This window comes from Amycolatopsis sp. (assembly GCF_036008905.1).
Taxonomy (GTDB): Bacteria; Actinomycetota; Actinomycetes; order Mycobacteriales; family Pseudonocardiaceae; genus Amycolatopsis.
In genome coordinates, this window is sequence record NZ_DASYMU010000017.1 from 20,916 (window position 1) to 41,927 (window position 21,012).

At 69.8% G+C, this 21,012-nt stretch carries 23 protein-coding genes; 13 read left to right on the forward strand and 10 right to left on the reverse strand.

The genetic code is table 11. From position 1 onward, the window contains the following. Positions 1 to 43 precede the first annotated feature (43 nt). Complete coding sequence (locus VGP60_RS03065) at positions 44 to 661, reverse strand: TetR/AcrR family transcriptional regulator (RefSeq protein ID WP_327546281.1); 618 nt, start codon at positions 659 to 661, stop codon at positions 44 to 46. A 245-nt stretch (positions 662 to 906) separates the two neighbouring features. Between VGP60_RS03065 and VGP60_RS03070 the strand changes: the two genes are divergently transcribed. From VGP60_RS03070 to VGP60_RS03095, 6 genes are all read left to right on the forward strand, one after another. Then, positions 907 to 1,806: an NAD(P)H-binding protein gene (locus VGP60_RS03070; protein ID WP_327546282.1), complete on the forward strand. Its 900-nt coding sequence runs from the start codon at positions 907 to 909 to the stop codon at positions 1,804 to 1,806. A 66-nt stretch (positions 1,807 to 1,872) separates the two neighbouring features. Then, positions 1,873 to 2,352 (forward strand): hemerythrin domain-containing protein, encoded by a 480-nt coding sequence (locus VGP60_RS03075; RefSeq protein WP_327546283.1) that lies wholly within the window; start codon positions 1,873 to 1,875, stop codon positions 2,350 to 2,352. A gap of 9 nt (positions 2,353 to 2,361) precedes the next feature. After that, complete coding sequence (locus tag VGP60_RS03080; RefSeq protein ID WP_327546284.1) at positions 2,362 to 3,240, forward strand: alpha/beta hydrolase; 879 nt, start codon at positions 2,362 to 2,364, stop codon at positions 3,238 to 3,240. 137 nt (positions 3,241 to 3,377) lie between these two features. Then, positions 3,378 to 5,948 carry an ABC transporter permease gene (locus VGP60_RS03085; RefSeq protein WP_327546285.1) on the forward strand — a complete coding sequence of 857 codons (2,571 nt, stop codon included), beginning with the start codon at positions 3,378 to 3,380 and terminating at the stop codon, positions 5,946 to 5,948. A gap of 58 nt (positions 5,949 to 6,006) precedes the next feature. Then, positions 6,007 to 6,642 carry an ABC transporter ATP-binding protein gene (locus VGP60_RS03090; protein WP_327546348.1) on the forward strand — a complete coding sequence of 212 codons (636 nt, stop codon included), beginning with the start codon at positions 6,007 to 6,009 and terminating at the stop codon, positions 6,640 to 6,642. After that, positions 6,639 to 7,313 (forward strand): ABC transporter ATP-binding protein, encoded by a 675-nt coding sequence (locus VGP60_RS03095; protein WP_327546286.1) that lies wholly within the window; start codon positions 6,639 to 6,641, stop codon positions 7,311 to 7,313. The genes VGP60_RS03090 and VGP60_RS03095 overlap by 4 nt, the downstream gene beginning before the upstream one ends. A gap of 66 nt (positions 7,314 to 7,379) precedes the next feature. Here the strand turns inward: VGP60_RS03095 and VGP60_RS03100 are convergent, their stop codons facing one another. Further along, positions 7,380 to 8,336 (reverse strand): YafY family protein, encoded by a 957-nt coding sequence (locus VGP60_RS03100; RefSeq protein ID WP_327546287.1) that lies wholly within the window; start codon positions 8,334 to 8,336, stop codon positions 7,380 to 7,382. Between the two features lie 85 nt (positions 8,337 to 8,421). Here VGP60_RS03100 and VGP60_RS03105 point away from each other — a divergent pair, with 85 nt between their 5' ends. Together VGP60_RS03105 and VGP60_RS03110 are read left to right on the forward strand one after the other, a co-directional pair. Further along, a complete protein-coding gene (locus tag VGP60_RS03105) occupies positions 8,422 to 9,405 on the forward strand; it encodes an ATP-binding cassette domain-containing protein (RefSeq protein WP_327546349.1) in 984 nt (327 codons plus the stop codon). Continuing rightward, positions 9,402 to 10,154 carry an ABC transporter permease gene (locus tag VGP60_RS03110; RefSeq protein WP_327546288.1) on the forward strand — a complete coding sequence of 251 codons (753 nt, stop codon included), beginning with the start codon at positions 9,402 to 9,404 and terminating at the stop codon, positions 10,152 to 10,154. The genes VGP60_RS03105 and VGP60_RS03110 overlap by 4 nt, the downstream gene beginning before the upstream one ends. Here the strand turns inward: VGP60_RS03110 and VGP60_RS03115 are convergent, their stop codons facing one another. Further along, positions 10,155 to 10,634, reverse strand: coding sequence for a pyridoxamine 5'-phosphate oxidase family protein (locus VGP60_RS03115; RefSeq protein ID WP_327546289.1), 480 nt, complete (start codon positions 10,632 to 10,634; stop codon positions 10,155 to 10,157). A 142-nt stretch (positions 10,635 to 10,776) separates the two neighbouring features. On the opposite strand from VGP60_RS03115, the gene VGP60_RS03120 reads away from it, so the two are divergent. Both VGP60_RS03120 and VGP60_RS03125 read left to right on the forward strand, forming a co-directional pair. Beyond that, on the forward strand, positions 10,777 to 11,682 hold the full coding sequence (locus tag VGP60_RS03120) for a TIGR03619 family F420-dependent LLM class oxidoreductase (RefSeq protein WP_327546290.1): 906 nt from the start codon (positions 10,777 to 10,779) through the stop codon (positions 11,680 to 11,682). Between the two features lie 470 nt (positions 11,683 to 12,152). Next, positions 12,153 to 13,235, forward strand: a complete 1,083-nt coding sequence (locus VGP60_RS03125) for a GDSL-type esterase/lipase family protein (protein WP_327546291.1) — start codon at positions 12,153 to 12,155, stop codon at positions 13,233 to 13,235. On the opposite strand, the gene VGP60_RS03130 is transcribed toward VGP60_RS03125, so the two are convergent. Genes VGP60_RS03130 through VGP60_RS03155 form a run of 6 tightly spaced genes read right to left on the reverse strand, consistent with a single transcriptional unit; the run spans position 13,232 to position 17,224 of the window. Next, positions 13,232 to 13,531, reverse strand: coding sequence for a hypothetical protein (locus VGP60_RS03130; RefSeq protein WP_327546292.1), 300 nt, complete (start codon positions 13,529 to 13,531; stop codon positions 13,232 to 13,234). The genes VGP60_RS03125 and VGP60_RS03130 overlap by 4 nt on opposite strands. Next, the gene (locus tag VGP60_RS03135; protein WP_327546293.1) at positions 13,518 to 13,748 is read right to left on the reverse strand and encodes a hypothetical protein; all 231 of its coding nucleotides are present in this window, start codon (positions 13,746 to 13,748) and stop codon (positions 13,518 to 13,520) included. Before VGP60_RS03135 ends, VGP60_RS03130 begins: the two co-directional genes overlap by 14 nt. 46 nt (positions 13,749 to 13,794) lie before the next feature. Further along, positions 13,795 to 14,253 carry an Lrp/AsnC family transcriptional regulator gene (locus VGP60_RS03140; protein WP_327546294.1) on the reverse strand — a complete coding sequence of 153 codons (459 nt, stop codon included), beginning with the start codon at positions 14,251 to 14,253 and terminating at the stop codon, positions 13,795 to 13,797. Then, positions 14,250 to 15,392, reverse strand: a complete 1,143-nt coding sequence (locus VGP60_RS03145; RefSeq protein ID WP_327546295.1) for a Xaa-Pro peptidase family protein — start codon at positions 15,390 to 15,392, stop codon at positions 14,250 to 14,252. The genes VGP60_RS03140 and VGP60_RS03145 overlap by 4 nt, the downstream gene beginning before the upstream one ends. 30 nt (positions 15,393 to 15,422) lie before the next feature. Beyond that, positions 15,423 to 16,646, reverse strand: coding sequence for an MFS transporter (locus tag VGP60_RS03150; RefSeq protein WP_327546296.1), 1,224 nt, complete (start codon positions 16,644 to 16,646; stop codon positions 15,423 to 15,425). Beyond that, the gene (locus tag VGP60_RS03155; protein WP_327546297.1) at positions 16,643 to 17,224 is read right to left on the reverse strand and encodes a helix-turn-helix domain-containing protein; all 582 of its coding nucleotides are present in this window, start codon (positions 17,222 to 17,224) and stop codon (positions 16,643 to 16,645) included. Before VGP60_RS03155 ends, VGP60_RS03150 begins: the two co-directional genes overlap by 4 nt. A 623-nt stretch (positions 17,225 to 17,847) precedes the next feature. Here VGP60_RS03155 and VGP60_RS03160 point away from each other — a divergent pair. Further along, positions 17,848 to 18,294 carry a hypothetical protein gene (locus VGP60_RS03160; RefSeq protein WP_327546298.1) on the forward strand — a complete coding sequence of 149 codons (447 nt, stop codon included), beginning with the start codon at positions 17,848 to 17,850 and terminating at the stop codon, positions 18,292 to 18,294. Between the two features lie 69 nt (positions 18,295 to 18,363). Here the strand turns inward: VGP60_RS03160 and VGP60_RS03165 are convergent, their stop codons facing one another. Then, entirely contained in the window at positions 18,364 to 18,996 is a 633-nt protein-coding gene (locus tag VGP60_RS03165) for a class I SAM-dependent methyltransferase (protein ID WP_327546299.1), read from the reverse strand. Between the two features lie 41 nt (positions 18,997 to 19,037). Between VGP60_RS03165 and VGP60_RS03170 the strand changes: the two genes are divergently transcribed. Continuing rightward, positions 19,038 to 19,970, forward strand: coding sequence for a 5'-3' exonuclease (locus VGP60_RS03170; protein ID WP_327546300.1), 933 nt, complete (start codon positions 19,038 to 19,040; stop codon positions 19,968 to 19,970). Positions 19,971 to 20,043: 73 nt separating this feature from the next. Then, positions 20,044 to 21,009: a zinc-binding dehydrogenase gene (locus VGP60_RS03175; protein WP_327546301.1), complete on the forward strand. Its 966-nt coding sequence runs from the start codon at positions 20,044 to 20,046 to the stop codon at positions 21,007 to 21,009. The last annotated feature ends 3 nt before the right edge of the window (positions 21,010 to 21,012 follow it).

Consider the following 21,012-nt stretch of genomic DNA (forward strand, 5'->3'; position numbering starts at 1 on the left):
ACTCATGACACGGCACACGACCGGTCGTCGGCCACCGGGTCGATCAGAGAGGAGCTGGACTCATCGACGCCATGGCTTCGTCCAGGAGATCGGCGAAGCTCCGCCGGTTCCACTCGGCGACGGCGGCGCTCTGCGCGGCCAGCAGGCAAGAAAACGCGGCCCCGACGACGGCCCGGGGGCGGGGATCACCGTCGGCGGACGGGCGGCCGAGCTCGGCCAGGCGGTCGCGGACGACCTGCTCGCACAGGGCTTCCATATGGTCGACCTTCTCCAGGTAGCGCGCCCTCAATGCCGGCGTGACCTGCACGATCCTCTCGATCGACACCGCGAAGGCCCGGTTGTTCGCGTCGTCGACGTACGGGAGGAGCCCGTCGAAGATCCGGCGCAGCGACTCCCAGAGCGGCTCGTCCAGCGGCCTTTTCCGGAGCTCGGCGGCGAGCTGCTCGCCCACCAGCTCGTACTTGCCGCAGACGACGTCTTCCTTGGTCGCGAAGTACCGGAAGACGCTTCGCTTGGACATGCCCGCGGCCGCGGCGATCTGGTCGATCGTCGTGGCGTCGTAGCCCTGCTCCACGAACAGCCGCATCGCGACCTCGGCCACCTCCGCCTGGACCGCGCGCCGCGTTCGCTCACGCAGGGAGACACCTGATTCAGCCACCACGCCCGCCATCGTAGTCACCAAAGCCGTATCTGACACCCGATGCCAGACACGCCCCCGACTGCCTTTCGCCACCTGTCGACAGATGGCGATAGTTGCAGACGCCGACTATCACAACCTGTCGACATCTCGTGCGCGAGTGTTCGCCATCTGTCGACAGGTGGCAGTGGTGCCCCCTGGACGCTGGCGTATGGAGTTGCGCTTTTCGGCTATGGAGGGTCTCACGGAACCCTAGTTACCTAAGAGCCATGACAACTGAGACGAACTCCCCCATCCTCATCCTCGGCGGCACCGGCAAGACCGGCGGCCGGATCGCGCGGCGGCTGACTGCTCGGAACGTGCCGGTCCGCATCGGCTCCCGCTCCGGGCAGCCGCCGTTCGACTGGCAGGACCGGTCGACGTGGGCGGCCGTGCTGCACGGGGTCAAAGCGGTCTACGTGTCCTTCTACCCCGACCTCGCGGTACCGGGCGCGGCGGAGGCCGTGGGCACCTTCACCAAGCTCGCGGTCGAACGCGGTGTCGAGCGGCTGGTACTGCTGTCGGGCCGCGGCGAGGAGGAAGCCCAGAAGAGCGAGCAGCTCGTGCGGAACGCCGGGGTGGACTGGACCATCCTGCGGGCGAGCTGGTTCGCCCAGAACTTCAGCGAAAGCTTCCTGCTGGACGGGGTTCTCGCCGGAGAGATCGCGCTACCGATCGGCGATGTGCGCGAGCCGTTCGTGGACGCCGACGACATCGCGGACGTCGCCGTCGCCGCGCTGACCGAACCCGGGCACGCCGGCGAGCTTTACGAACTGACCGGACCGCGGCTGCTGACCTTCGGCGAGGCGACCGCGGAGATCGCCGCCGCGTCGAACAAAGCAGTTACGTACCAACGGGTTTCGGCCGAGGACTACACCGCCACGCTCGTACAGTACGAGCTGCCCGCCGACGACATCGCGCTGTTCACCTACCTGTTCACCGAAGTCCTCGACGGCCGCAACTCCAGCCTGACCAACGGTGTGCAACGCGCACTCGGCCGTCCGGCGCGCGATTTCCGCGAGTACGCCGAATCCGCCGCTGCCACCGGGGTGTGGGCCGGTCAGCCGGGGTCGGATACCCCGTTCCAGACTCGCGTAAACGCCGTTTTCCCTGGCCTGCGAACCCCCTGATCACACCGCACAATCAGGGGGTCAGCGGCCTCGCCACAGGTCGCGGCGGTGAGCCCGGGAGGTGCCGTGTCGAACGACGCGATCGTGCTGTTGAAAAACGACCACAAGACGGTCGAGAAGCTGTTCAAGCAGTTCGAGAAAGCCGGTGAGAACGCGGCGGCGGAGAAGAGGAAGCTCGTCGACTCGATGATCAAGGAGCTCACCACGCACACCTACATCGAGGAAGAGATCTTCTACCCCGCCGCCCGCGCCGCCGCGCCGGAGACCAAGGATCACGTCCTCGAAAGCGTGGAGGAACACCATGTCGTGGTCTGGATGCTCTCGGAACTGTCCAAACTGGACCCCTCGGACGAGACTTTCGACGCGAAGGTGACCGTGCTGACCGAAAACGTGCGCCACCACGTCGAAGAAGAGGAACAGGAATGGTTCCCGGAGGTCCGCAAGGCGATGGGGCGTAAGGAACTCCAGGAACTCGGGGAACGCATGATCGCGGCGAAGGCGAAGGCACCGGGCGACCCGCTCGCCGTCCGCAGCGCGTCGAAGTAGGGGCCGCGCGTGTTCGACGGCTTCACGCTGGAATCCCGCGACGTCAACGGGGTGACCCTGCGCGTGCGCCACGGCGGTTCCGGGCCGCCGGTGCTCCTGCTCCACGGCCATCCGCGCACGCACACCACCTGGCACCGCGTCGCGCCGGCATTGGTGGCCGCGGGTTTCACCGTGGTGTGCCCGGATCTGCGCGGTTATGGCGAGTCGTCGAAGCCGCCGACCACCGTGGATCACGCGCCGTACTCGAAACGGGCCATGGCCCAGGACTGCGTCACGCTGATGCGGTCGCTGGGCCATGAGCGGTTCGCCGTCGCCGGTCACGACCGCGGCTCGCTGGTGGCCTACCGGACCGCGCTGGACCATCCCGAAGCGGTCACGCGGCTCGTCGTGATGGACGGTGTGCCGCTCGGGGAAGCACTCGCCCGGTGTGACGCGAAGTTCGCGGCGGCCTGGTGGCACTGGTTCTTCCTGGGACAGACGGTGAAACCGGCCGAGCGGGTCATCTGCGCCGATCCGGACACGTGGTACCAGATAGACACCGTCAACACCGCCGAGCGGCTCGGTGCGGAGAACCACGAGGACTTCCTGCGGGCCATCCGCGATCCCTGGACCGTGCACGCGATGTGCGAGGACTACCGCGCCGGGCTCGTCGTCGACCGGGCCGCCGATGACGCCGACAAGACCACAGGGCGTCAAATCAGCTGCCCGACGCTCATGTTGTGGGCCGAGCGGGACGACATGGAGGAGCTCTACGGAGATCCACTGGCGGTGTGGCGAGCGTGGGCGCCGGGGATCACCGGGCGCGGCCTGGACTGCGGGCACCACATCGCCGAGGAGCTGCCCGGCGAACTCGCCGCCGCCCTCGCCGAGTTCCTGCGAAGATCATGACCAACGAGACCATGGTCACCACGCGTCAATAATTAACACTCCGAAAAAACCTGGCTCCGCGTGACTTTTCCGCGATAGCGTGCGGTTTCATGCGACGTGGGGTGGGCCGGGGCTTAGGAAAACGACTCAGAGTGACCATGCCGTGGCGCGCTGCGCCGCGGGCCGCCCTTTCGAGTCCGTTGACGATGGTCGTGGCGACGGTGACAGCGCTGCTGGCGTGTTTCCTGGGGACGGCGGCGGTGCTGCAGGCCTCCGCCGCGGGCGGGGCCACGGCTCAGTACCAGGCCGCCCTCGATTGCCCGGACAACTACGGGCCGACGTTCAGCAAGACCAGGGTCGACGTCGCGTCGGCGCCCGCGGCGATCGCGACCGTGCGGCGGCAGGCGGCCGCGCACGGGTTCAGCACGCCGGTGGTGGGCGCGTACACGCCGATCCTGGGAACGGAATTCGCCGGTACGAACGGGCTCTACAAGACGGTGCTCGCGTACCGGGGCACGCAGACCCTCGACCGGCTCCAGCTCATCCAAGGCACGCGCGCGCCCGGAATCTGGGTGGGCGACGTGGTCTCCGGTGCCGAGCACATCGGCGTCGGTTCGACCGCGTCCTGGAGCGGGATCCCGTCGCCGCCGGTCACCGGGGTCTACCGCGAGCTCAGCACCCCGCCGCCGCGCTGGTGGTGCTCACAGCAGAGCACGGCCGTGGTGAACCGGCTGGTGAACGACCCGCTCGACTCGGTGCTCTTCGCCACCGACCAGAAAACGTTCGACGACACGGTGTCGGCGCTGAAGGTGCGCACCTACCAGTATCTGCACATCTCGTTCTACGAAACCCCGCCACGCACGCTGAGCGAGGCGAAGCAGCTCGTCGACCGGGGGAAGGCGATGGTCGCCGACGTCGAGGCGGATCTCCGGGCGCAAGGACTGGGCGGGGTGCTGGTGTCCCAGGTCCCGTTCGACCGCTCGACCCAGATCGCCACCCAGGCGCAGTCCAACGTCGCCGTCTCGATCCTTCCGCTGGCCGCGATCAGCGTGCTCGTCGGCTGCGCGAGCATCGCGACCGTCGCGCTGCAGTGGTACCAGCGCCGCTTCGCCCAGCTAAGGCTGCTGTCCTCGCGCGGCAGTGGGCCGGGGGCGCTCGGCGGGCTCGCGATCGCGGAACTCGGCCTGCCCATCGTCGCCGGTGGTGCTGCCGGCACTGTGCTCGCGCGGACGCTGCTCGGTGTCTACGGACCACCGGGCGGGGTCGACGAAACGGCGGTGCTGCTGAGTATCGGTGTCGCCGCGCTGATCCTGCTGTTCTCCCTCGGCCTGATCGTGCTGGTCGTGCGCTCGCGGGCGCACCGGGACTTCGAACTCGGCCGGATCCGCCGCAAGACCAACGCGTTGCGGCTGCTCGGCGCGTTCCCGTGGGAGCTGGTCACCGCCGGGCTCGCGTTCCTCGGCTGGAGCCGCATGATCGAGTACGGTGCGGCGTCGAAGCTGGGGAAACCGCTGCCGCAGATCGATCCGGTCGCGCTGACCTATCCGGTGTGTGTGGTCCTGACCGCGGGACTGCTCGCGGCGCGGGTCGCGTGGCTGCTGCTGTACGCGTCGCACCGCGCGCGGTTCTGGTCGCGCCCGGCGCTGCAGCTGGCGATCCGGCGGCTCGCCAGTGCCCGTGCGCCGGTGACCGGGGTCCTGGTCATCAGCACGCTGGCGATCGGGACGCTGGCCGCCGGGATCGGTATCGGGAACGGCCAGGAAAACGCCCTGCGCGAGAAGTCCGGGATCTTCGTCGGTGCCAACACCCGCGTCGACACCGAGAGCGGGGTCGGCTTCGGTGAGCCCCCGCTGCCCGCCGAGCTCGCCGCCACCAGTTCCCTGGTCGGGACGACGACCGGGACCGGCAGTGTGGTGATGGTCGTCGACCCGGCCACGTTCACCACCGCGGCGGAGCTGGGCCGGCTGGACCGCGACACGGTGTCGGAGCTGCTCCGGCGCATCGACACCCGCACCGGAGCGGGGATCCCGGCGATCCGGATCGCGCCGAACGCCAAGCAGACCCTGCGGCTGCCGGGCCTGCCCGACGCGGCGCCGATCGCGGACCTGCCGCTGTTCCCGATGATCGGCACGAACCCGGGGTACGTCGTGTCCCGCAACGCGTTGACGCCGCAGGAGATCCGGGAACTGCCGCGGTGGACGGTGCTGTCGAGCTCGCCGGCCGACGTGGTGTCGGGCGCGCTGGCCAAAGCGAACCTGCTGGCGGTGGACCGGGTCAGCCAGGACACCGCCCTCGACGCGCTGCCGTTCTACGTCGTGTCGTGGACGTTCTCGTTCGTGGCGCTCCTGGGTGCGGTGCTCGGCGTGGTCGCGATCCTGGCGCTGCTGGTGGCCGTCGAGGTCCGGCGTCGTCAGAACGCGCTCGCCGGTGCGCTCGTGCTGCGGATGGGCATGCGGCCTCGGGCGCTGCTGGGCAGTCATCTGATCGAACTGGGCGCGCTCGCCGGGATGGCGGTGCTGGCCGGGGTGGTCTGCGGGGTTTCGGTGGCCGGGCTCGCCGTGCCGCGGTTCGACCCGGCGACGTTCCTGGCGCCGCGGGCGGCGTTGCCCGATCCGACCTTGTTCATCACCGGGGTGGTCGGCGTCGGGGTGCTCGTCGTCCTGCTGGCCGGTGGGATCGCGGTGCGCTCGGTGCGTACCGCCCGGACCGCGGAGCTGATCCGTGCTTGACGCAGTGACCAAACCGATCTTCCGGCTCACCGGGGTGGGCGTGGACTACAGCACGCCGATGGGCACCGTCACCGGGGTGCACGACGTGACCCTGGACGTCCCCGCGAGGGGCATCACGGTGCTGGCCGGGCCGTCGGGGTCGGGCAAGTCGACGCTGCTGCGGGTGCTGGGCCTGTTCGAACGGCCCGCTCGCGGCGAGATGCGGTTCGAGGGCGCCGACACCGGGAAGCTGCGCTACGCCGAGCGGCGGGCGTTGCGGCGAGAACATCTCGGCCTGGTGTTCCAGAACCCGACGGACAACCTGCTGAGCTATCTGACGGTGGCCGACAACCTGCGCGCGGCGGCGGAATCGGCGCACACGACGTGTCATCCCGAGGACATCCTCGGCCAGCTCGGGCTCGGCGGGACGGGTGGCTGGAACATCTCGGCGTTGTCGGGCGGGCAGCAGCAACGGCTCGCGTTCGGCTGCGCGCTCGCGCGGGGGTCCACTGTGGTCATCGCGGACGAACCGACGTCCCAATTGGACGAAGCGTCGGCGGATCTGGTGCTGGACACCTTGCGGTACCTCGCCGCGCAGGAGTTCACCGTCGTCGTCGCCTCGCACGACGACCGGCTGATCGCACTCGGGACGCGCGTGGCGTGGCTGCGCAAGGGAATACTGGACCGAGTGGAAGACCTGGAGGGCCAGTCGTGAGTGAACCGGCGTTGAGCGCGGTGGGGCTGCGGCGGCGGTTCGCCCATCCCAGCGGTGACGTGGAAGTGTTGCGGGGGCTGGAACTCCGGGTCGCGGCGGGCGAGCTCGTCACCGTGTCCGGGCGGTCGGGGTCGGGCAAGAGCGCGCTGCTGGCGCTGCTGTGCGGGTTCGACTCCCCCGACGCCGGGTGCGTGCTGCTCGACGGCGTGCCGATCACCGGGGCACCGGCGTGGCACACCTGCGCGGTGCTGCCGCAGGCGCTCGGGCTGGCGCAGGAGCTGACGGTGGCGGAGAACGTCGCGCTGCCGCTGCGGTTGCGCGCGGACATCCCGAAGCCGAGCCGGGACGCCGTGCGGACGCGGGTGACGGGGTTGCTGACGGAACTGGGTATCGCGGAGCTCGCGGACCGGTATCCGCTGGAGGTGTCTTTCGGGCAGCAGCAACGGGTCGCGCTCGCGCGTGCGGTGGCGGGGCGTCCGCGTGTGCTGCTCACCGACGAGCCGACGGCGCATCTCGATGCGGCGAGTACCCCGGCGGTGCTGAAGCTGCTGCGGCGGTGCGCGGAGGAAGGCGCCGCGGTCATCGTCGCCACCCACGACGCCGAAGTCCACGGTATCGCCGACCGCCGCGTCCGCCTCCTCGACGGTGTCCTCACGGCCTTGCTGGACTAGGACAAGATGTCGACATCTCGTGATCTCTTAGTTCCTGAGACATCGCCATCTGTCGACAGCTGGCGGCTAGGCGATCGAGCGGAGGAACTGCTCGCCGGTTTCCCGGAGGTATTCGCGTAGCTCAGCGGGTTCTTCGACGCGGAACTCGGCCCGGAACGCCGCGAAGATCATGATCGGCCAGTCCAGCTCGTCGACGTCGAGGGTGAACCGGCACGACTCCTCGTCGATCGGCTCGACCGTCGCGCCGGTGTACGCCGCGACCTCTTCGATCGCGGCCGCGGGCGTCCTGACGGTCACCACGAGGTGGTAGCGGGTCGGGATGGCGGCGATCCGGTCGCGGACGAAGGCGGCCGCGTCGCCGCCGGGGAGCTCGCGCGGGCGGAAGCGGGCGCCGGTGGTGGTGAGGCCCCCGATCCGGTCGACGCGGAAGGTGCGCCAGTCGTGGCGTTCGACGTCCCACGCGACGAGGTACCAGCGGTGTCCGGTCGAGACCAGCCGGTGCGGCTCGACGTGCCGCGCGGTTTCCTCGCCGCCCCGGGCGACGTAGCCGAACCGCAGCCGTTCGTCGTCGCGGCAGGCTTGGGCGATCGTGGTCAGCGTGCTCGCGTCGATCGTCGGGCCGCGGTCGCCGAACGACGGCACGGTGTAGGAGCGCAGCGCGTCGACCTGGCGCCGCAGCCGGGGCGGCATCACCTGGACGACTTTCGTCAGCGCGCGCACCGAGGTCTCCTCGATCCCGGCCACCGCTCCCCCGGCGGCACCGCGCAGTCCGACGGCGATGGCCACCGCTTCGTCGTCGTCGAGCAGCAGCGGTGGCATGTTCGTGCCGGACCGCAGCTGGTAGCCGCCGGCCACACCGCGGCTCGCGTCGACCTGGTAGCCGAGCTCACGCAGCCTGTCGACATCGCGGCGCACGGTCCGCTCGCTGACCTCGAGCCGCTCCGCCAGATCACCGCCGGGCCAGTACCGGTGGGTCTGCAGCAGGGACAACAGCCTCAGCATGCGTGCGCTCGTACTCGCCATGGCTCCAGATTCCCCCGGATTCAGGTCAAAAAGTGGCCGGAATCGATTTTAGGCTTTTCGCATGACCACGACAAAGAGCACCACGATGATCCGGGCCAGGGGCCTCACCCGGCATTTCACCGTCAAGAAGGAGACGGTCGAAGCCGTCCGAGGTCTCGATCTGCGGGTCGAGGCGGGTGAGGTCGTCGCGCTGCTGGGCCCGAACGGCGCGGGCAAGTCGACGACCCTGCGGATGCTGACCACCCTGCTGCCGCCGACCTCGGGCACCGCGGAGGTCGCCGGATTCGACGTCATCACCCAGCAGCGCGGGGTCCGCGGCCGGATCGGCTACATCGGCCAGGGCAACGGCGCCGGGCACAGCCAGCGCGGCCGCGACGAGCTGGTCAGCCAGGGCCGTGCGTACGGACTCGACCGCGCGGCCGCCCGTGCCCGGGCCGACGAGCTCATCGGCTCCCTGGACCTCGACGCCGTCGCCGACCGGGTCGTGTCGACACTCTCGGGCGGCCAGCGTCGCCGCCTCGACGTCGCGATGGGCCTCATCCACGCGCCGGACCTGCTGTTCCTCGACGAGCCGTCGACGGGCCTGGACCCGCAGAACCGCGCGAGCCTGCAGGAGCACATCCGCGGGCTGCGCGCGACGCACGGCACCACGATCGTGCTCACCACGCACTATCTCGACGAGGTCGACCAGCTCGCCGAGCGGGTCATCGTGATCGACCACGGCCGGATCATCGCCGACGACACCCCCGCGCGGCTCAAGGCCGAGCACGCCGGCGACCGCATCACGCTGACATTCGACCACGACCGGGACGCCGGCAAGGCCATGGCGCACGCGCAGGGTTTCCTGCCCGGCGGCGACCTCCGCCGGACCGGCACCACCGTGGCGATCCAGGCCGACGGCGGCGCGCAGCTCGTGCCGAAGCTGCTCCGGAGCCTCGACGAAGCGGGCGTCACCGTCGCCGCCGTGGAGGTCGCCCGTCCCACGCTCGACGACGTGTTCCTCAACCTCACCGGACGCAGCCTGCGCGAAGACGTGGCCGCCCCAGCCCTTCAGGAGAGTGCGGCATGAGCACCACCTTGGCCTCCGACACCGTCACCGTGTTCACCCGCGAGCTGCGGCCGGTCATCCGGGACCCGTTCTCGGTGATCTTCTCGCTCGTGCAGCCGTTGTTCTTCCTGGTGCTCTTCGCGCCGCTGCTGCCGGACGAGGTCGCCGGGCAGTCGGCGCTGCAGTGGTTCATCCCCGGCACGATCGTGATGTCGTGCCTGTTCGGCGCCGGGGCCACCGGGGCGAACCTGCTCTTCGAGATACAGACCGGCGCGCACGAGCGGATGCTGGTGTCGCCGCTGCGGCGCCCCGCGCTGATCCTGGGGCGCGCGTTCAAGGAGATCGTGCCGATGTTCGCGCAGACCGCGCTGATCCTCGTGGTCACCATCCCGTTCGGCTTCCGCCTGCATCCCGGCGCGTTCCTCGGGCTCGTATTGCTCGCGGTGTTCTGCGTCGGCCTGGGCTCGCTGTCCTACACCCTCGCGCTGGCGTCGAAGAACAAGGAATGGCTGTTCTGGGCGATCCAGCAGACGCTGACCTTCCCGCTGCTCCTGCTCGCCGGGATGATGCTGCCGCTGGACGGCGCGCCGGGCTGGCTGCGCACGCTGTCCCTGTTCGATCCGCTGACCTACCTGGTGAACGCGGAGCGCGCGCTGTTCAGTGGCGAGATCTTCTCGGCCACTGTCGCGGGCGGTGTCGTCGCTGCGTTCGCGACGGCGGCGCTCGGCCTGGGCGTCGGCATGCGGGCGATGCGCCGCGCGGAGGCGTGATCAGCGGGGAACGTCGACGCCGCCGCCGTGCAGCCGGGACACGCGCAGCCGGATCACCACGCGGTGGTCTTCGACCATGTTGCGCAGGAACAGGGCTTCGTCGGCGGAGTCGGGGAACGGGGGCTGCATCGCGAGCAGTTCGCGCCCGGTCTCGTCCCCGGGCACGGAACTGACCGGGGAAACCTCGCCGAGTCCTTCGGCGACGGCGAAGGCCAGGTGGTCGGCGGTGCTGACGTAGAGGGCGGCGCGGGGTTCGCGGGCCACCTGCAGGACCTTCGCGCGGCCCACCACCGAAGAGATCCGCACGACCCGTTCGGCCGGGTCCCAGGTATAGGCCATGGTGGACAGGTGCGGGTAGCCCTCGCGGTTCGTGGTGGCCAGCGCGCCGATCGACTGTTCGGCGAGAAGGCGGCTCAGCGTCTCTTCGGTGGGTTTGGCGGGTCCGGGGCCCCGTCCGGGTTCGTAGATGGTTCCGGTCATGACGATCGCCTCCTGAGTGCACTTTTTGTTACTGGAGCCATCATCTGTGCCCGGCGCTCGCGGCGGAAGAAGGCACTTTTCTGTCCCAGCGGCACATCGAGGTAACAAGCCAGGTCAGCCCGATTCCTGGGATACTTCGGACATGAAGGTCGGAATCGGGTTACCCAACGGCGGGCTGCGTGTCGACGCCGAAAGCCTCGTGCGGCTGGCCGTCGACGCGGAGACCCTCGGTCTCGACTCGGTGTGGGCGCTCGACCGGTGGCTGCGGCCGCATGCGCCGGTGACCATGCCGGGCGTGCCGGTGCCGATCACGATGCCGCCGGAGTCGTACGCGACAGTGTTCGACCCGCTCGAAACCCTCAGTTTCATCGCGGCCCGCACCAGCCGGATCATGCTCGGCACCAGCGCGATCAACGTGCTGTACCACCCGCCGGTGCTGCTCGCGAAGCGTCTGGCGACCCTGGACCGGCTCTCCGGCGGACGGGTCATCGCGGGCGTGACGTCGGGGTGGATGGCCGAGGAGTTCGCGGTCGCGGGCGTACCACGCACGAGAATGGGCGACGGGTTCGACGACCACCTCGCCGCGATGCGGGCGGTCTGGGGCCCCGATCCCGTTGTCCACAACGGGAAGTACTACCCGATCCCGAAGTCCGACATCGGCCCGAAACCGGCCCGGCCGGGCGGAATCCCTTTGGTGGCCGGGTATGTGACCGAGGCGGGGTTACGACGGGCGGCGCGGATCGCCGACGGGCTCCATCCCTACCGCGACAACTTCGACGATCTCGCCGCGGATCTGGCCCTGTGGCGGGAAACCACGGAAGCCGCCGGCCGGGCATGGGACTCGATGCCGGTGGTGCTGCGCTGCACCGGAAGCCTGCGGCCCGCTCAGGGCAAGCTGTTCTCCGGCAGCGTGATGGAGTGGGTCGAGGACCTCGCGCGCCTCGATGAGCTCGGGGTCGACCACGTCTTCGTGCAGTTCGGCCCGGAGATGGGCCTCGATGCCACGCTCGACGTGTTCTCCCGCGTGCTCACCGCCGCGGGCCGCTGAAGCCCCATCGCCATCTGTCGACAGCTTTATGGGGGCCTGGCGGGCCATTGTGAGCGGTGGAAAGTTTTCACTCCAGCTGGCGGGTCGCGCGGACTCTGCGAGAGAGGCACTTTCGTGAGAAAGCGCGCCGCGTCGTGACCCCAATGCGGCGTTGGAGGCAATGAACGACCCCAACGCCGCATTGGGGTACTTCCAAGCCCACCCCGCGCTATGAAGCGGGCCCTTCCTCGCAGAAGACGAGAGGAAGGGCCCCTTCATAGCGTCCTGCGTGCCCAACGCACCGCGCGAGGTCGACATAACGTGATCTCTCAGTATCCAAGAGACCCCCACCTGACGACAGCGGAACCGCGACCTAGGAGTCGACTCCGGTCCGCGCCTATTTTCGCTACAGATGGCGAAGATCGAGAGCCTCCGCACACTCTCGGCCGCTAACGGAAAGCGACCGTTGATCGCCCGTAGACTCGGCGGCGATGCGACGTTACCGGTGGTGGTTCGGCGGTTTGGCCTTGGTGTTCGTGGCGATCATCTTGGGGGTGTTCGTTTTTTCGGGCTCGGAGAGCCAGCAGGGCCAACCTGTCACGGACCGGGACGGGCCGCCCGGGACGGGGCCGCTGACGATCGTCGCGCTCGGCGACAGCACCGCGTCCGGCGAGGGCGCCGGCAACTACACCGCCGATACCAGCGGGCTCAACGGGAACTGGTGCCACCGCTCGCCGAACGCGGCGGTCTACCAGACCAAGGTCAGCGGGATCGACGCGCGGGTGGACCTCGCCTGTTCGGGTGCGCCGGCGGCGCAGGTGGCGCTGGGCGAGACCAAGCAGTGGACCGAGCCCTCGCAGGCCCAGCAGCTGGCGGAGATCGTCAAGACGCATCGGGTCGCGGCGGTGGTCGTGGCCGTCGGCGCGAACGACGACCCGCATTTCTCCGCGGCGGTGACCGACTGTTTCAAGGCGTGGTTCAACCCCACCGGGCCGCCGTGCAGCGACCAACTCCGCACGGTGTGGAAGCAGCGGGTCGACGCGATGGTGCCAAAGGTCGCCAACGCGGTCGGTGACGTGAAGAAGGTGCTCGCCGACGCCGGGTACATCCCGGCGGACTACCAGCTGGTGGTGCAGTCCTACGCGGCGCCGATCGGGCCGGGTATCCCGGAGAACCTGCGCAATCTCAACGGGTGTCCTTTTCGGACGGAGGACCTGCAGTGGGTCGTCCGCGACGGTGTCCCGGCGCTCTCGGCGGGGATCCGCCAAGCCGCGGTGCAGTCCGGTGCGCGGTTCCTCGACCTGTCGCGGGCGGGAGCCGGGCACGAGGCGTGCAGCGGCGGCGCTGACCCGGCGAAGGAGTGGTTCAGCCGGTTGACCCTGCAGCTCAAGGATCTCGGCCAGATCGACCGGGCCAGTCACGCGCTGCAGGAGTCGTTCCACCCCAACGCGAACGGGCACGCCGAACTCGGGCGGTGCCTCACGGAGTTCCTCGGCACGAGCAAGGGCAACGCGGCCTGCCTGCCCGGGCCCGACGGGAAACTGCACTCGGCGCCCGAGGTAGTCGCCAACTAGAGGTCGAGGGCGGCGCGCAGGGCGATGTCGATGCGTTCCTGGACTTCGTGGTCGATCTCAGCGAGCCGCTCGGCGAACCACGGCCGGTAGAGCCGGGTGAGGTTGAGCGTCGACACCCAGAATCGCGCGTCCACCGCGACGCCGAGGATGTCCTGCGGATCCCTGTCGAGCAGTTCCGTGCCGAGCAGCCAGGGGCGTTCGGAGTCGTTCACGCCGTCCGAGGACAGCAGGACGACGGTCCGTTCGCGGGCTTGCTCCGTCGGAGGGTGGTACGTCCAGACTTCACCCCTCCGCACGCAAGTCCTCTTCCGCCGCGGCGCGTTCGGCCTCGTCCGACAGCGCGGAGTGTTCCGCGTGGCCGGCCTGAGGCGGGGTGTATCCGGTGCGGACGGCTTCGCGCCTGGCGGCCTTGGAAAGCCAGGAAGAAACCGAAATCCCGTGGGCTTTGGCGGCCCTCTCGGCGAACTCGAGCGCCCCACTATCCAGTGAAAGTGTCACCTTACGTGTTGCCATACCTTTTATCGTACCAGTCATACGGCCAAAGCTCGTAGCTGCGGTTTCAGAGAGTGGGCGAACGCCCTTCGAACGGCGTGGAAAGCACGACCGTGGTACGGGTGGAGACTTTAGCCGCTTCCCGGATCCGGCGCAGCAAATCTTCCAGTGCAAGTGGCGAAGCCACCCGCACGAGCAGAATGTAAGACTCGTCCCCCGCGACCGAATAACACGACTCGATTTCGGTGATGTGGTCGAGCCGCTGGGGGTAGTCGTCGGGAGCGCCGGGGTCGTTCGGCGTCAGCGAAATCAACGCCGTGAGCGGCAGGCCGATCTGCGCGCCGTCCAGCCGGGCGTTGTACCCGCGGATCACGCCGCGCTGCTCCAGGCGGCGGACCCGCTGGTGCACGGCGGAAACGGAGAGCCCGACCCGCTCGGCGAGGTCGGTGAAACTGCACCGGCCGTCGGCGGCCAGTTCCTTGGCGATCGCCTGGTCGAGCGGTTCGAGTGAGGCGGGATGGCTCATGCGTCCAGCACGACCAGTTCGTGCGGCCGCCCGTTGAACGACTCGACACCGGTCTCGGTGACCACGACGATGTCCTCGATCCGCGCGCCCCAGCGACCGGCCTGGTAGATGCCCGGCTCGACGCTGAACGCCATGCCCGGCTCGAGCGGCAGGTCGTTGCCCTTGATGATGTACGGCTCTTCGTGCACGTCCAGGCCGATGCCGTGGCCGGTGCGGTGGATGAAGTACTCGCCGAACCCGGCGTCGGTGATGATGTCGCGCGCGGCGGCGTCGATCGACTCCGCGGTGACCCCCGGGCGCACGGCCGCGACGGCGGCACGCTGGGCCGCGAGCAGCACGGCGAAGGTCTCGGCGACGTCGGCGTCCCGCGGCTCGCCGACGGCGTACGTGCGGGTGGAGTCGGAGTTGTAGCCCTCGGGGATCGGGCCGCCGATGTCGACGACGACCACGTCCCCGCGCTCGATCACGCGCTCGGACACGTCGTGGTGCGGGCTGGCGCCGTTGGGGCCGGACCCCACGATGACGAAGTCGGCCCGGTCGTGGCCCTCTTCCACGATCGCCGCGGCGATGTCCGCGCCGACCTCGGCTTCGGTGCGCCCGGGGCGCAGCCACTCGCCGACACGGGCGTGCACGCGGTCGATCGCCGCGCCGGCCTTGCGCAGGGCGTCGATCTCGGCGGCGTCCTTGCGCATCCGCAGTTCGCGGACGATCGGGCCGGCGAGGATCTGCTCGGCGGCACCGAGCGCGCCGCGCAGCGCGAGGACGTGCAGCGCGGGGGTGAAGTCGGAGACCGCGACGCGGCCGGGCTTGCCAAGGCGCCCGGCGACGAGCCGGTACGGGTCGTCGCCGTCGACCCAGGTGAGGATGTCGATGCCGAGCTCGTCGGCCGGGATGTCGGCGTAGCCCGGGGCTTCGAGTTTCGGGACGACGAGCGCGGGCGCGCCTTCGGCCGGGACGACGAGCGTGGTGAGCCGTTCGAACGAGCCACCGGCCTGGCCGATCAGGTAGCGCAGGTCCGATCCCGGGGCGATCAGCAACGCGTCGGTGTCCGCTTTCGCGGCGGCGCCGCGGGCGCGGTCGAGTCGGGCGCGGAGCGCGGCGGCGTCGGGGGCAGGAGTGTGGAGGGAACGGCGCGACATGGTCACGAGCTTAGTCCGGGCGGCCGGTCCTCACCCGGATGCCCTGGCGGGTTGCGCGTCGAGTTCGCGCCACACACCGAACACCAGCGGGAACGACGTCACCACCAGGTAGACCGCGCCGAAGACGAGCAGGACACCGGTCAGGCCGACGCTGTCGAGCAGCATCCCGGCGAGCAGCGTGCCGACGGGCATCGCGGCGAGCGCGCCCGCGACCACCAGGCTGAGCACCCGGCCGCGGAGGTGTTCGGGCACCCGCTGGTAGATCACCGGGAGCAGGATCGGGTTGAGCATGCCCGACCCGATGCCGCAGAGCGCGAGGGCGGGCACCAGCCACACCGGTGACGGCTCCAGCGCGAGCACGGCGAAGCGGGGCGCGCCGACGACGGCGAACGCCGCGAGGTAGGTGGTCCAGCGGGAGAATCGGTGGCCGATCCAGCCGTAGACGATCGTCCCGAACAGGGCGCCCGCGCCGACGGCGGTGATCATCACGCCGATGAGCGTGCTGCTGTGGAGGACCTGCGTGCCGTAGGCGGGGTAGAGCACGCCGCTGAGGCCGTAGTCGATGCCGTTGGTGAGCATGAGCATGCCGATCATCGCGCGGAGCAGGTTGTCGCCGCGCACATACCGCAGTCCCTCCTTCAGCTTCGCCAGGTAGCCGCCGTCGTCGGGATTCGCGGCGGCGCGGGTGGCGGGGAGCAGGCACAGCACCAGCGACGCCGACACCAGCAGCGCACCGGCGTCGGCGAACAGGACGTGCACCGGGCCGATCGCCGTGATGAGCACTCCGGCCAGCGGCGCCCCGGTCATCCGGCCGATGCGGGCCGCGCCTTCGGCCATGCTGGTCCCGCGTTCGACCGGGACTCCGGCGCGGGCGATCACGTCCGCCAGCACGACCTGCTTGGCCGTGTCCGCGGGTCCGCGGGCGATGCCCATCACGAACGTGAGGCCGAGGAGGACGGGAAGCGGGAGCCCGACCGTCGCGTGGGCCAGTGGGATCAGGCCGACGGCGGCCGCGGTCACCAGGTCCGCGCCGATACTGACCCGCCGCGGTCCGAGCCGGTCGACCACCGGTCCCCCGAGCGCCGCCGACATCAGCAGCCCGAGGGTTTCCGCGGCGGCCACGGCCCCGGTCTTCGTGCCGCTGCCAGTGGTCTCCAGGACGAACCACGGGATCGCGATCAGCGTCATCGCGAGCCCGGCCGAGGAGATACCGGACGCCGCGACGAGCGCGAACAGCGGGACCCGCCGGTTCACTCCTCTTCCGAACGGGCTCGCCGGGGGAACGCGGCCCAGTGCGTGCGGATGGGCGTGTCACCGTCGCGGGGTGCACGGCGGTACCGCTCGATCACCGCCTGGACCTCCGCGCTCAGTGCCGCGGTTTCCTCGGGCGTCAGCGACAAAGGGGTGTCGCCGAAGGTCACTTTGTCCTTCCAGACCTCTTGCCACTGCGGGAGTTCGGCGACGAACTGCGCTTCGGCGGCGTAGCGCTGCTCGACCATCGACTGTAGGTAGGTGCTGAGCGGACCGGCGAGTTCGGGGTTGCCGAGGAAGTCGGCGCTGCGGAGATGGTGGCCGTCGTGGATCGAGCGCCACCACCGCTCGCGCCGGTTTCCGCGCCGGGTGTCCTCCTCGACGAACCCGTGCACGGCGAGCTGACGCAGATGCCAGCTGGTCGTGCCGGAGCTCTCGCCCAGGCGCTGTCCGAGGCCCGACGCGGTCGCCGGACCGTCCTCCCGCAGCAGATCCAGCATCCGTACCCGCAGCGGGTGCGCGAGGGCGCGCAGCATCCGGGCGTCGAGTTCGGCGAGCTTGCGCTGGGGTTCTTCGGACATTCCTCCACGTTAGACCGCAGAGAGTCTCTGCAAAGGACTATTCGCAAAGACCTCTCTGCACTCACGCCAGCTGGGCCTGAGGGCTTCGATCGATCGGACCGCCTATCCGCGGTTCAAGCGGGTGGTGTCGGCCCGTGAGCTGGCGGAGGCGTTCACGCCGGTCGCCGACGAGGTTGAGCGGGCTCGGGGGCGGAGTCAGGGCGAGCCCACGAAGCCGTGCGCATCACCGCGATCCTCCTCGACGGCCTGCGTTTTGGCGCCCAGAACGCAGCCTGAACCAAAGCGGATCTCACTGGTGAGGCAAACCCTCCACGACAACATGCCTTCTGCCGGTGGGAGTGCGGCTCATCGGTCCGATCTTCGAGGACCGCACCCCGCTGCGGCTGGCCGAACTGCTCGAGCAGAAGATCGGCGGCTTCCAGGCACCGAAGTAGGTCTCGGCGCCTTCACCTCGGCGTGCACGACGGCGAGGCCGCGCCTGGTGACATGATCCTTACCGGCACCCCCGTCTGGCCGGCCGCGGGCGGCAGGCACCGCATGAGCACCCCTTGTCCCTCCGGCCCGACAATGACCCGACAATGACCCGACAATGGCCCGACAAGTCATACTGGGAGATACCGCCAATGATGAATATCGGCACCGATGCATCGGTGACCTTACATCACATTCTCAGGCAGATTTACGCTCCCGGCTACGCCTATGTCCGATACCACGAATACGATTTCGTTTTTACCCGACCGAAGACCGGAAAGACTTATCAGTCTATCATATGCCCCACCTGCCACAGGACGCTGACCTGCGTGATCCTTGACATCAAGCGCACGTACCGCATGCGATTGATTTACGGACTGAGCACTGTATTGAGCCTGCTCGGCGTGATCACCATATTCACATCCGGAATTCCCTGGGCAGTCGAACAGGACACGGCCTTTCCGGCCCTTCTGCTCGTCGCATCCTGCTTCGTGCTCTTTGTGATCGTCGTCCGTTCCGGGGCGAAATCACTGTTGCACAGGGGCGTGACCATCAAGGGCGCGGCGCTGTTGCCGCCGAAGCGACACACCATTGGTTGAACAGGGAGGCTTGTTCAGGCGTGGCGACCGCACACCGGCAGCATGCTCCGGCACAGCTCGGCCACCCATCTAGCGGGCGACGGCCGTGCCGAGGATGCGGGGCGCGACGACGGAGAAGCGGGCGCCGTAGGGAAAGCTGAACTCACGCCAGCGCTCGACGCGGAACCCGGCCGCACGCACCGTCGTGAGCGTGTCGCGGTTGGGGCGGCAACCGCCCATCAGCCGGGACCACAGCGGATCGGCGAGGTCCTGGAACCGGCCGCGCAGCGCGTGCGACGACCGGACATGTTCGTAGAACCTCAACTCCCCCAACGGTTTCAGCACCCGACGGAACTCGGCGAGCGCGGCGGGGACGTCGGCCACCGAGCACAGCACCCCGGAGACCACGACGGCGTCGGCCGAGCCGTCCTCCGCGGGGATGTCGGCCGCGACACCGTCGACGACCGTCACCGGCACGGGGGCGGGGCGCGCCGCGGCCTGGGCTTTGCCGCGCAGGGTGGGTTCGGGTTCGACCGCCACCACTTCCACACCTTCGGGGTAATGCCGGAAGTTCAGGCCCGTCCCGGCGCCGACTTCGATCACCCGCCCGGTGAGCCCGGCCAGCATTTCCGCGCGGAGTTCGGCGTTGCCCAGGGCCTCGCGTCTCGCCCCGTACCGGGCGAAGTAGCGGGCGAACCTCGGATTCTCGATCAGCGGCGCCATGCCTCCCATTCAACGCGCTTCCGGCGTGGCAGGCTGTCGGAGTGACCGCACCTCTCGCCCTGCTCGACTCAGCGAGCCTGTACTTCCGTTCGTTCTACGCGCTGCCGGATTCGATGAAGGCCTCCGACGGGACGTCGGTCAACGCCGTCCGCGGGTTCGCCGACACGATCGCCCGGATCCTCGTCGACAGGCGGCCTTCGCGGCTCGTCGCGTGTCTCGACGCGGACTGGCGGCCGCAGTTCCGGACCGATCTGCTGCCCTCGTACAAGGCGCACCGGGTCGCCCAGGAGGGCGACGAGGAAGAGGTCCCGGACCTGCTGACGCCGCAGATCCCGATCATCCTGGAACTGCTGGAGGCCTTCGGGTTCGCCACCGCCGAGTCCGCAGGCTACGAGGCCGACGACGTCATCGGCGCGCTCGCCGCGCGGGAGAAGGACAGTCCCGTCGAGGTCATCACCGGCGACCGTGACCTGTTCCAGGTGGTGCGTTACGAGCCCACGCCCGCTTCGGTGATCTACGTCGGCCGGGGCTGGGCAAAGGCCGAGACGCTCGGGCCCGCCGAGATCGCGGCGAAGTACGGCGTTCCGGTGGACAACGCCGGCGCCGCGTACGCCGACATGGCGGCGCTGCGCGGGGACCCGTCGGACGGGCTGCCCGGCGTCCCGGGGATCGGCGACAAGACCGCCGCCAAGCTGATCACCCAGTTCGGCTCGCTCGACGCCCTGATCGCCGCCGCCCGCGCCGAGAGCCGGGACGTGCCGCTCAAGCTGCGGCAGAAGCTGGCCGAGGCCGCGCCCTATCTCGAGGTCGCACCGACGGTGGTGCGGGTCGCGGTGGACGCGCCGGTCGAGCTGACGCGCCCGGACCCGGTGCCCGCCGTCCCGGCCGATCCGGACCGGGTCGCGGAGCTGTCCGAGCGCTGGAACCTCGGCGGGTCGGTCACGCGGCTGCTCAAGGCGCTGCCCGGGGAGTGACTCGCGCCGCTCTTGACCTCAATATTGGTTGAGGTTTCAGACTGCTCTCCACAAGCGAAGGAGAGTGGTCCGCATGCGGGTTGTACAGGTGACACGGTTCGGGGACCCGGACGTGCTGGTGCCGAGCGAGGCCCCGGAGCCGGTCGCGGGTCCCGGCCAGGTCGTGGTCGACGTCGTGGCGTCGGGGGTGCTGTTCGTCGAGACCCAGATCCGGCGCGGGCAGCTCGGTGAGTATTTCGACGTCACCCCGCCGTACGTGCCGGGCGGCGCGGTCGCCGGGACGGTGCTCTCGGCGGGTCCGGACGTGCCCGCCGGGTGGATCGGCCGCCGGGTCGTCGCCGACACCGGCGCCGCCTACGTCGAACGTGCCCTGGTCGCGGTGGACGCCCTGATCGAGATTCCGGCCGAGCTGGACCCGCGGCAGGCGATGGCGTTGTTCCCCGACGGCATCACCGCGCTGAAACTCATGGACGGCGCCGGCATCCGGCCGGGCGAGTGGGTGCTGATCACCGCGTCCGCCGGCGGTATGGGCATCTTGCTGATCCAGCTGGCCCGCGAGGCCGGAGCCCGGGTCGTCGGAGCCGCGCGCGGCGAGGCGAAGCTCAAGCTGACCCGCGACTTCGGCGCCGAGGCCGCGGTCGACTACACCCACGCGGACTGGGCCGAGCAGGTGCGCGCGGTGACTGATGATCAGGGCGCGGATTTGGTGTTCGACGGCGTCGGCGGCCAGGTCGGCGCGGACGCGTTCGGGGTGACCGCGGACGGCGGCCGGTTCTCCGCGCACGGCGCGCCCAGTGGCGGTTTCGCCCCGATCGATCCCGCGGAGGCGGACCGTCGTGGCGTCACCGTGCGCGGGATCGCAGACGTGCAGCTCGCGCCGGACGAGGCGAAGGTGCTCGCGGAGCGCGCGGTCGCCGCGGCCGCCGAGGGCCGGATCACACCGTTCCTCGGCCCGTCCTTCCCGCTGGAGAAGGCCGCCGACGCGCACGCGGCGATCGAGGCCCGCACGGTCATCGGGAAGGTGCTGCTGACCCGGTAGCGG

Excerpts from the sequence above, each read along its gene's own strand:
- VGP60_RS03070 (WP_327546282.1), top strand. The coding sequence starts at position 907 with ATGACAACTGAGACGAACTCCCCCATCCTCATCCTCGGCGGCACCGGC.
- VGP60_RS03085 (WP_327546285.1), top strand. The coding sequence starts at position 3,378 with ATGCCGTGGCGCGCTGCGCCGCGGGCCGCCCTTTCGAGTCCGTTGACG.
- VGP60_RS03090 (WP_327546348.1), top strand. The coding sequence starts at position 6,007 with ATGGGCACCGTCACCGGGGTGCACGACGTGACCCTGGACGTCCCCGCG.
- VGP60_RS03100 (WP_327546287.1), bottom strand. The coding sequence starts at position 8,336 with ATGGCGAGTACGAGCGCACGCATGCTGAGGCTGTTGTCCCTGCTGCAG.
- VGP60_RS03105 (WP_327546349.1), top strand. The coding sequence starts at position 8,422 with ATGATCCGGGCCAGGGGCCTCACCCGGCATTTCACCGTCAAGAAGGAG.
- VGP60_RS03110 (WP_327546288.1), top strand. The coding sequence starts at position 9,402 with ATGAGCACCACCTTGGCCTCCGACACCGTCACCGTGTTCACCCGCGAG.
- VGP60_RS03115 (WP_327546289.1), bottom strand. The coding sequence starts at position 10,634 with ATGACCGGAACCATCTACGAACCCGGACGGGGCCCCGGACCCGCCAAA.
- VGP60_RS03120 (WP_327546290.1), top strand. The coding sequence starts at position 10,777 with ATGAAGGTCGGAATCGGGTTACCCAACGGCGGGCTGCGTGTCGACGCC.
- VGP60_RS03125 (WP_327546291.1), top strand. The coding sequence starts at position 12,153 with ATGCGACGTTACCGGTGGTGGTTCGGCGGTTTGGCCTTGGTGTTCGTG.
- VGP60_RS03135 (WP_327546293.1), bottom strand. The coding sequence starts at position 13,748 with ATGGCAACACGTAAGGTGACACTTTCACTGGATAGTGGGGCGCTCGAG.
- VGP60_RS03140 (WP_327546294.1), bottom strand. The coding sequence starts at position 14,253 with ATGAGCCATCCCGCCTCACTCGAACCGCTCGACCAGGCGATCGCCAAG.
- VGP60_RS03145 (WP_327546295.1), bottom strand. The coding sequence starts at position 15,392 with ATGTCGCGCCGTTCCCTCCACACTCCTGCCCCCGACGCCGCCGCGCTC.
- VGP60_RS03155 (WP_327546297.1), bottom strand. The coding sequence starts at position 17,224 with ATGTCCGAAGAACCCCAGCGCAAGCTCGCCGAACTCGACGCCCGGATG.
- VGP60_RS03160 (WP_327546298.1), top strand. The coding sequence starts at position 17,848 with ATGATGAATATCGGCACCGATGCATCGGTGACCTTACATCACATTCTC.
- VGP60_RS03165 (WP_327546299.1), bottom strand. The coding sequence starts at position 18,996 with ATGGCGCCGCTGATCGAGAATCCGAGGTTCGCCCGCTACTTCGCCCGG.
- VGP60_RS03175 (WP_327546301.1), top strand. The coding sequence starts at position 20,044 with ATGCGGGTTGTACAGGTGACACGGTTCGGGGACCCGGACGTGCTGGTG.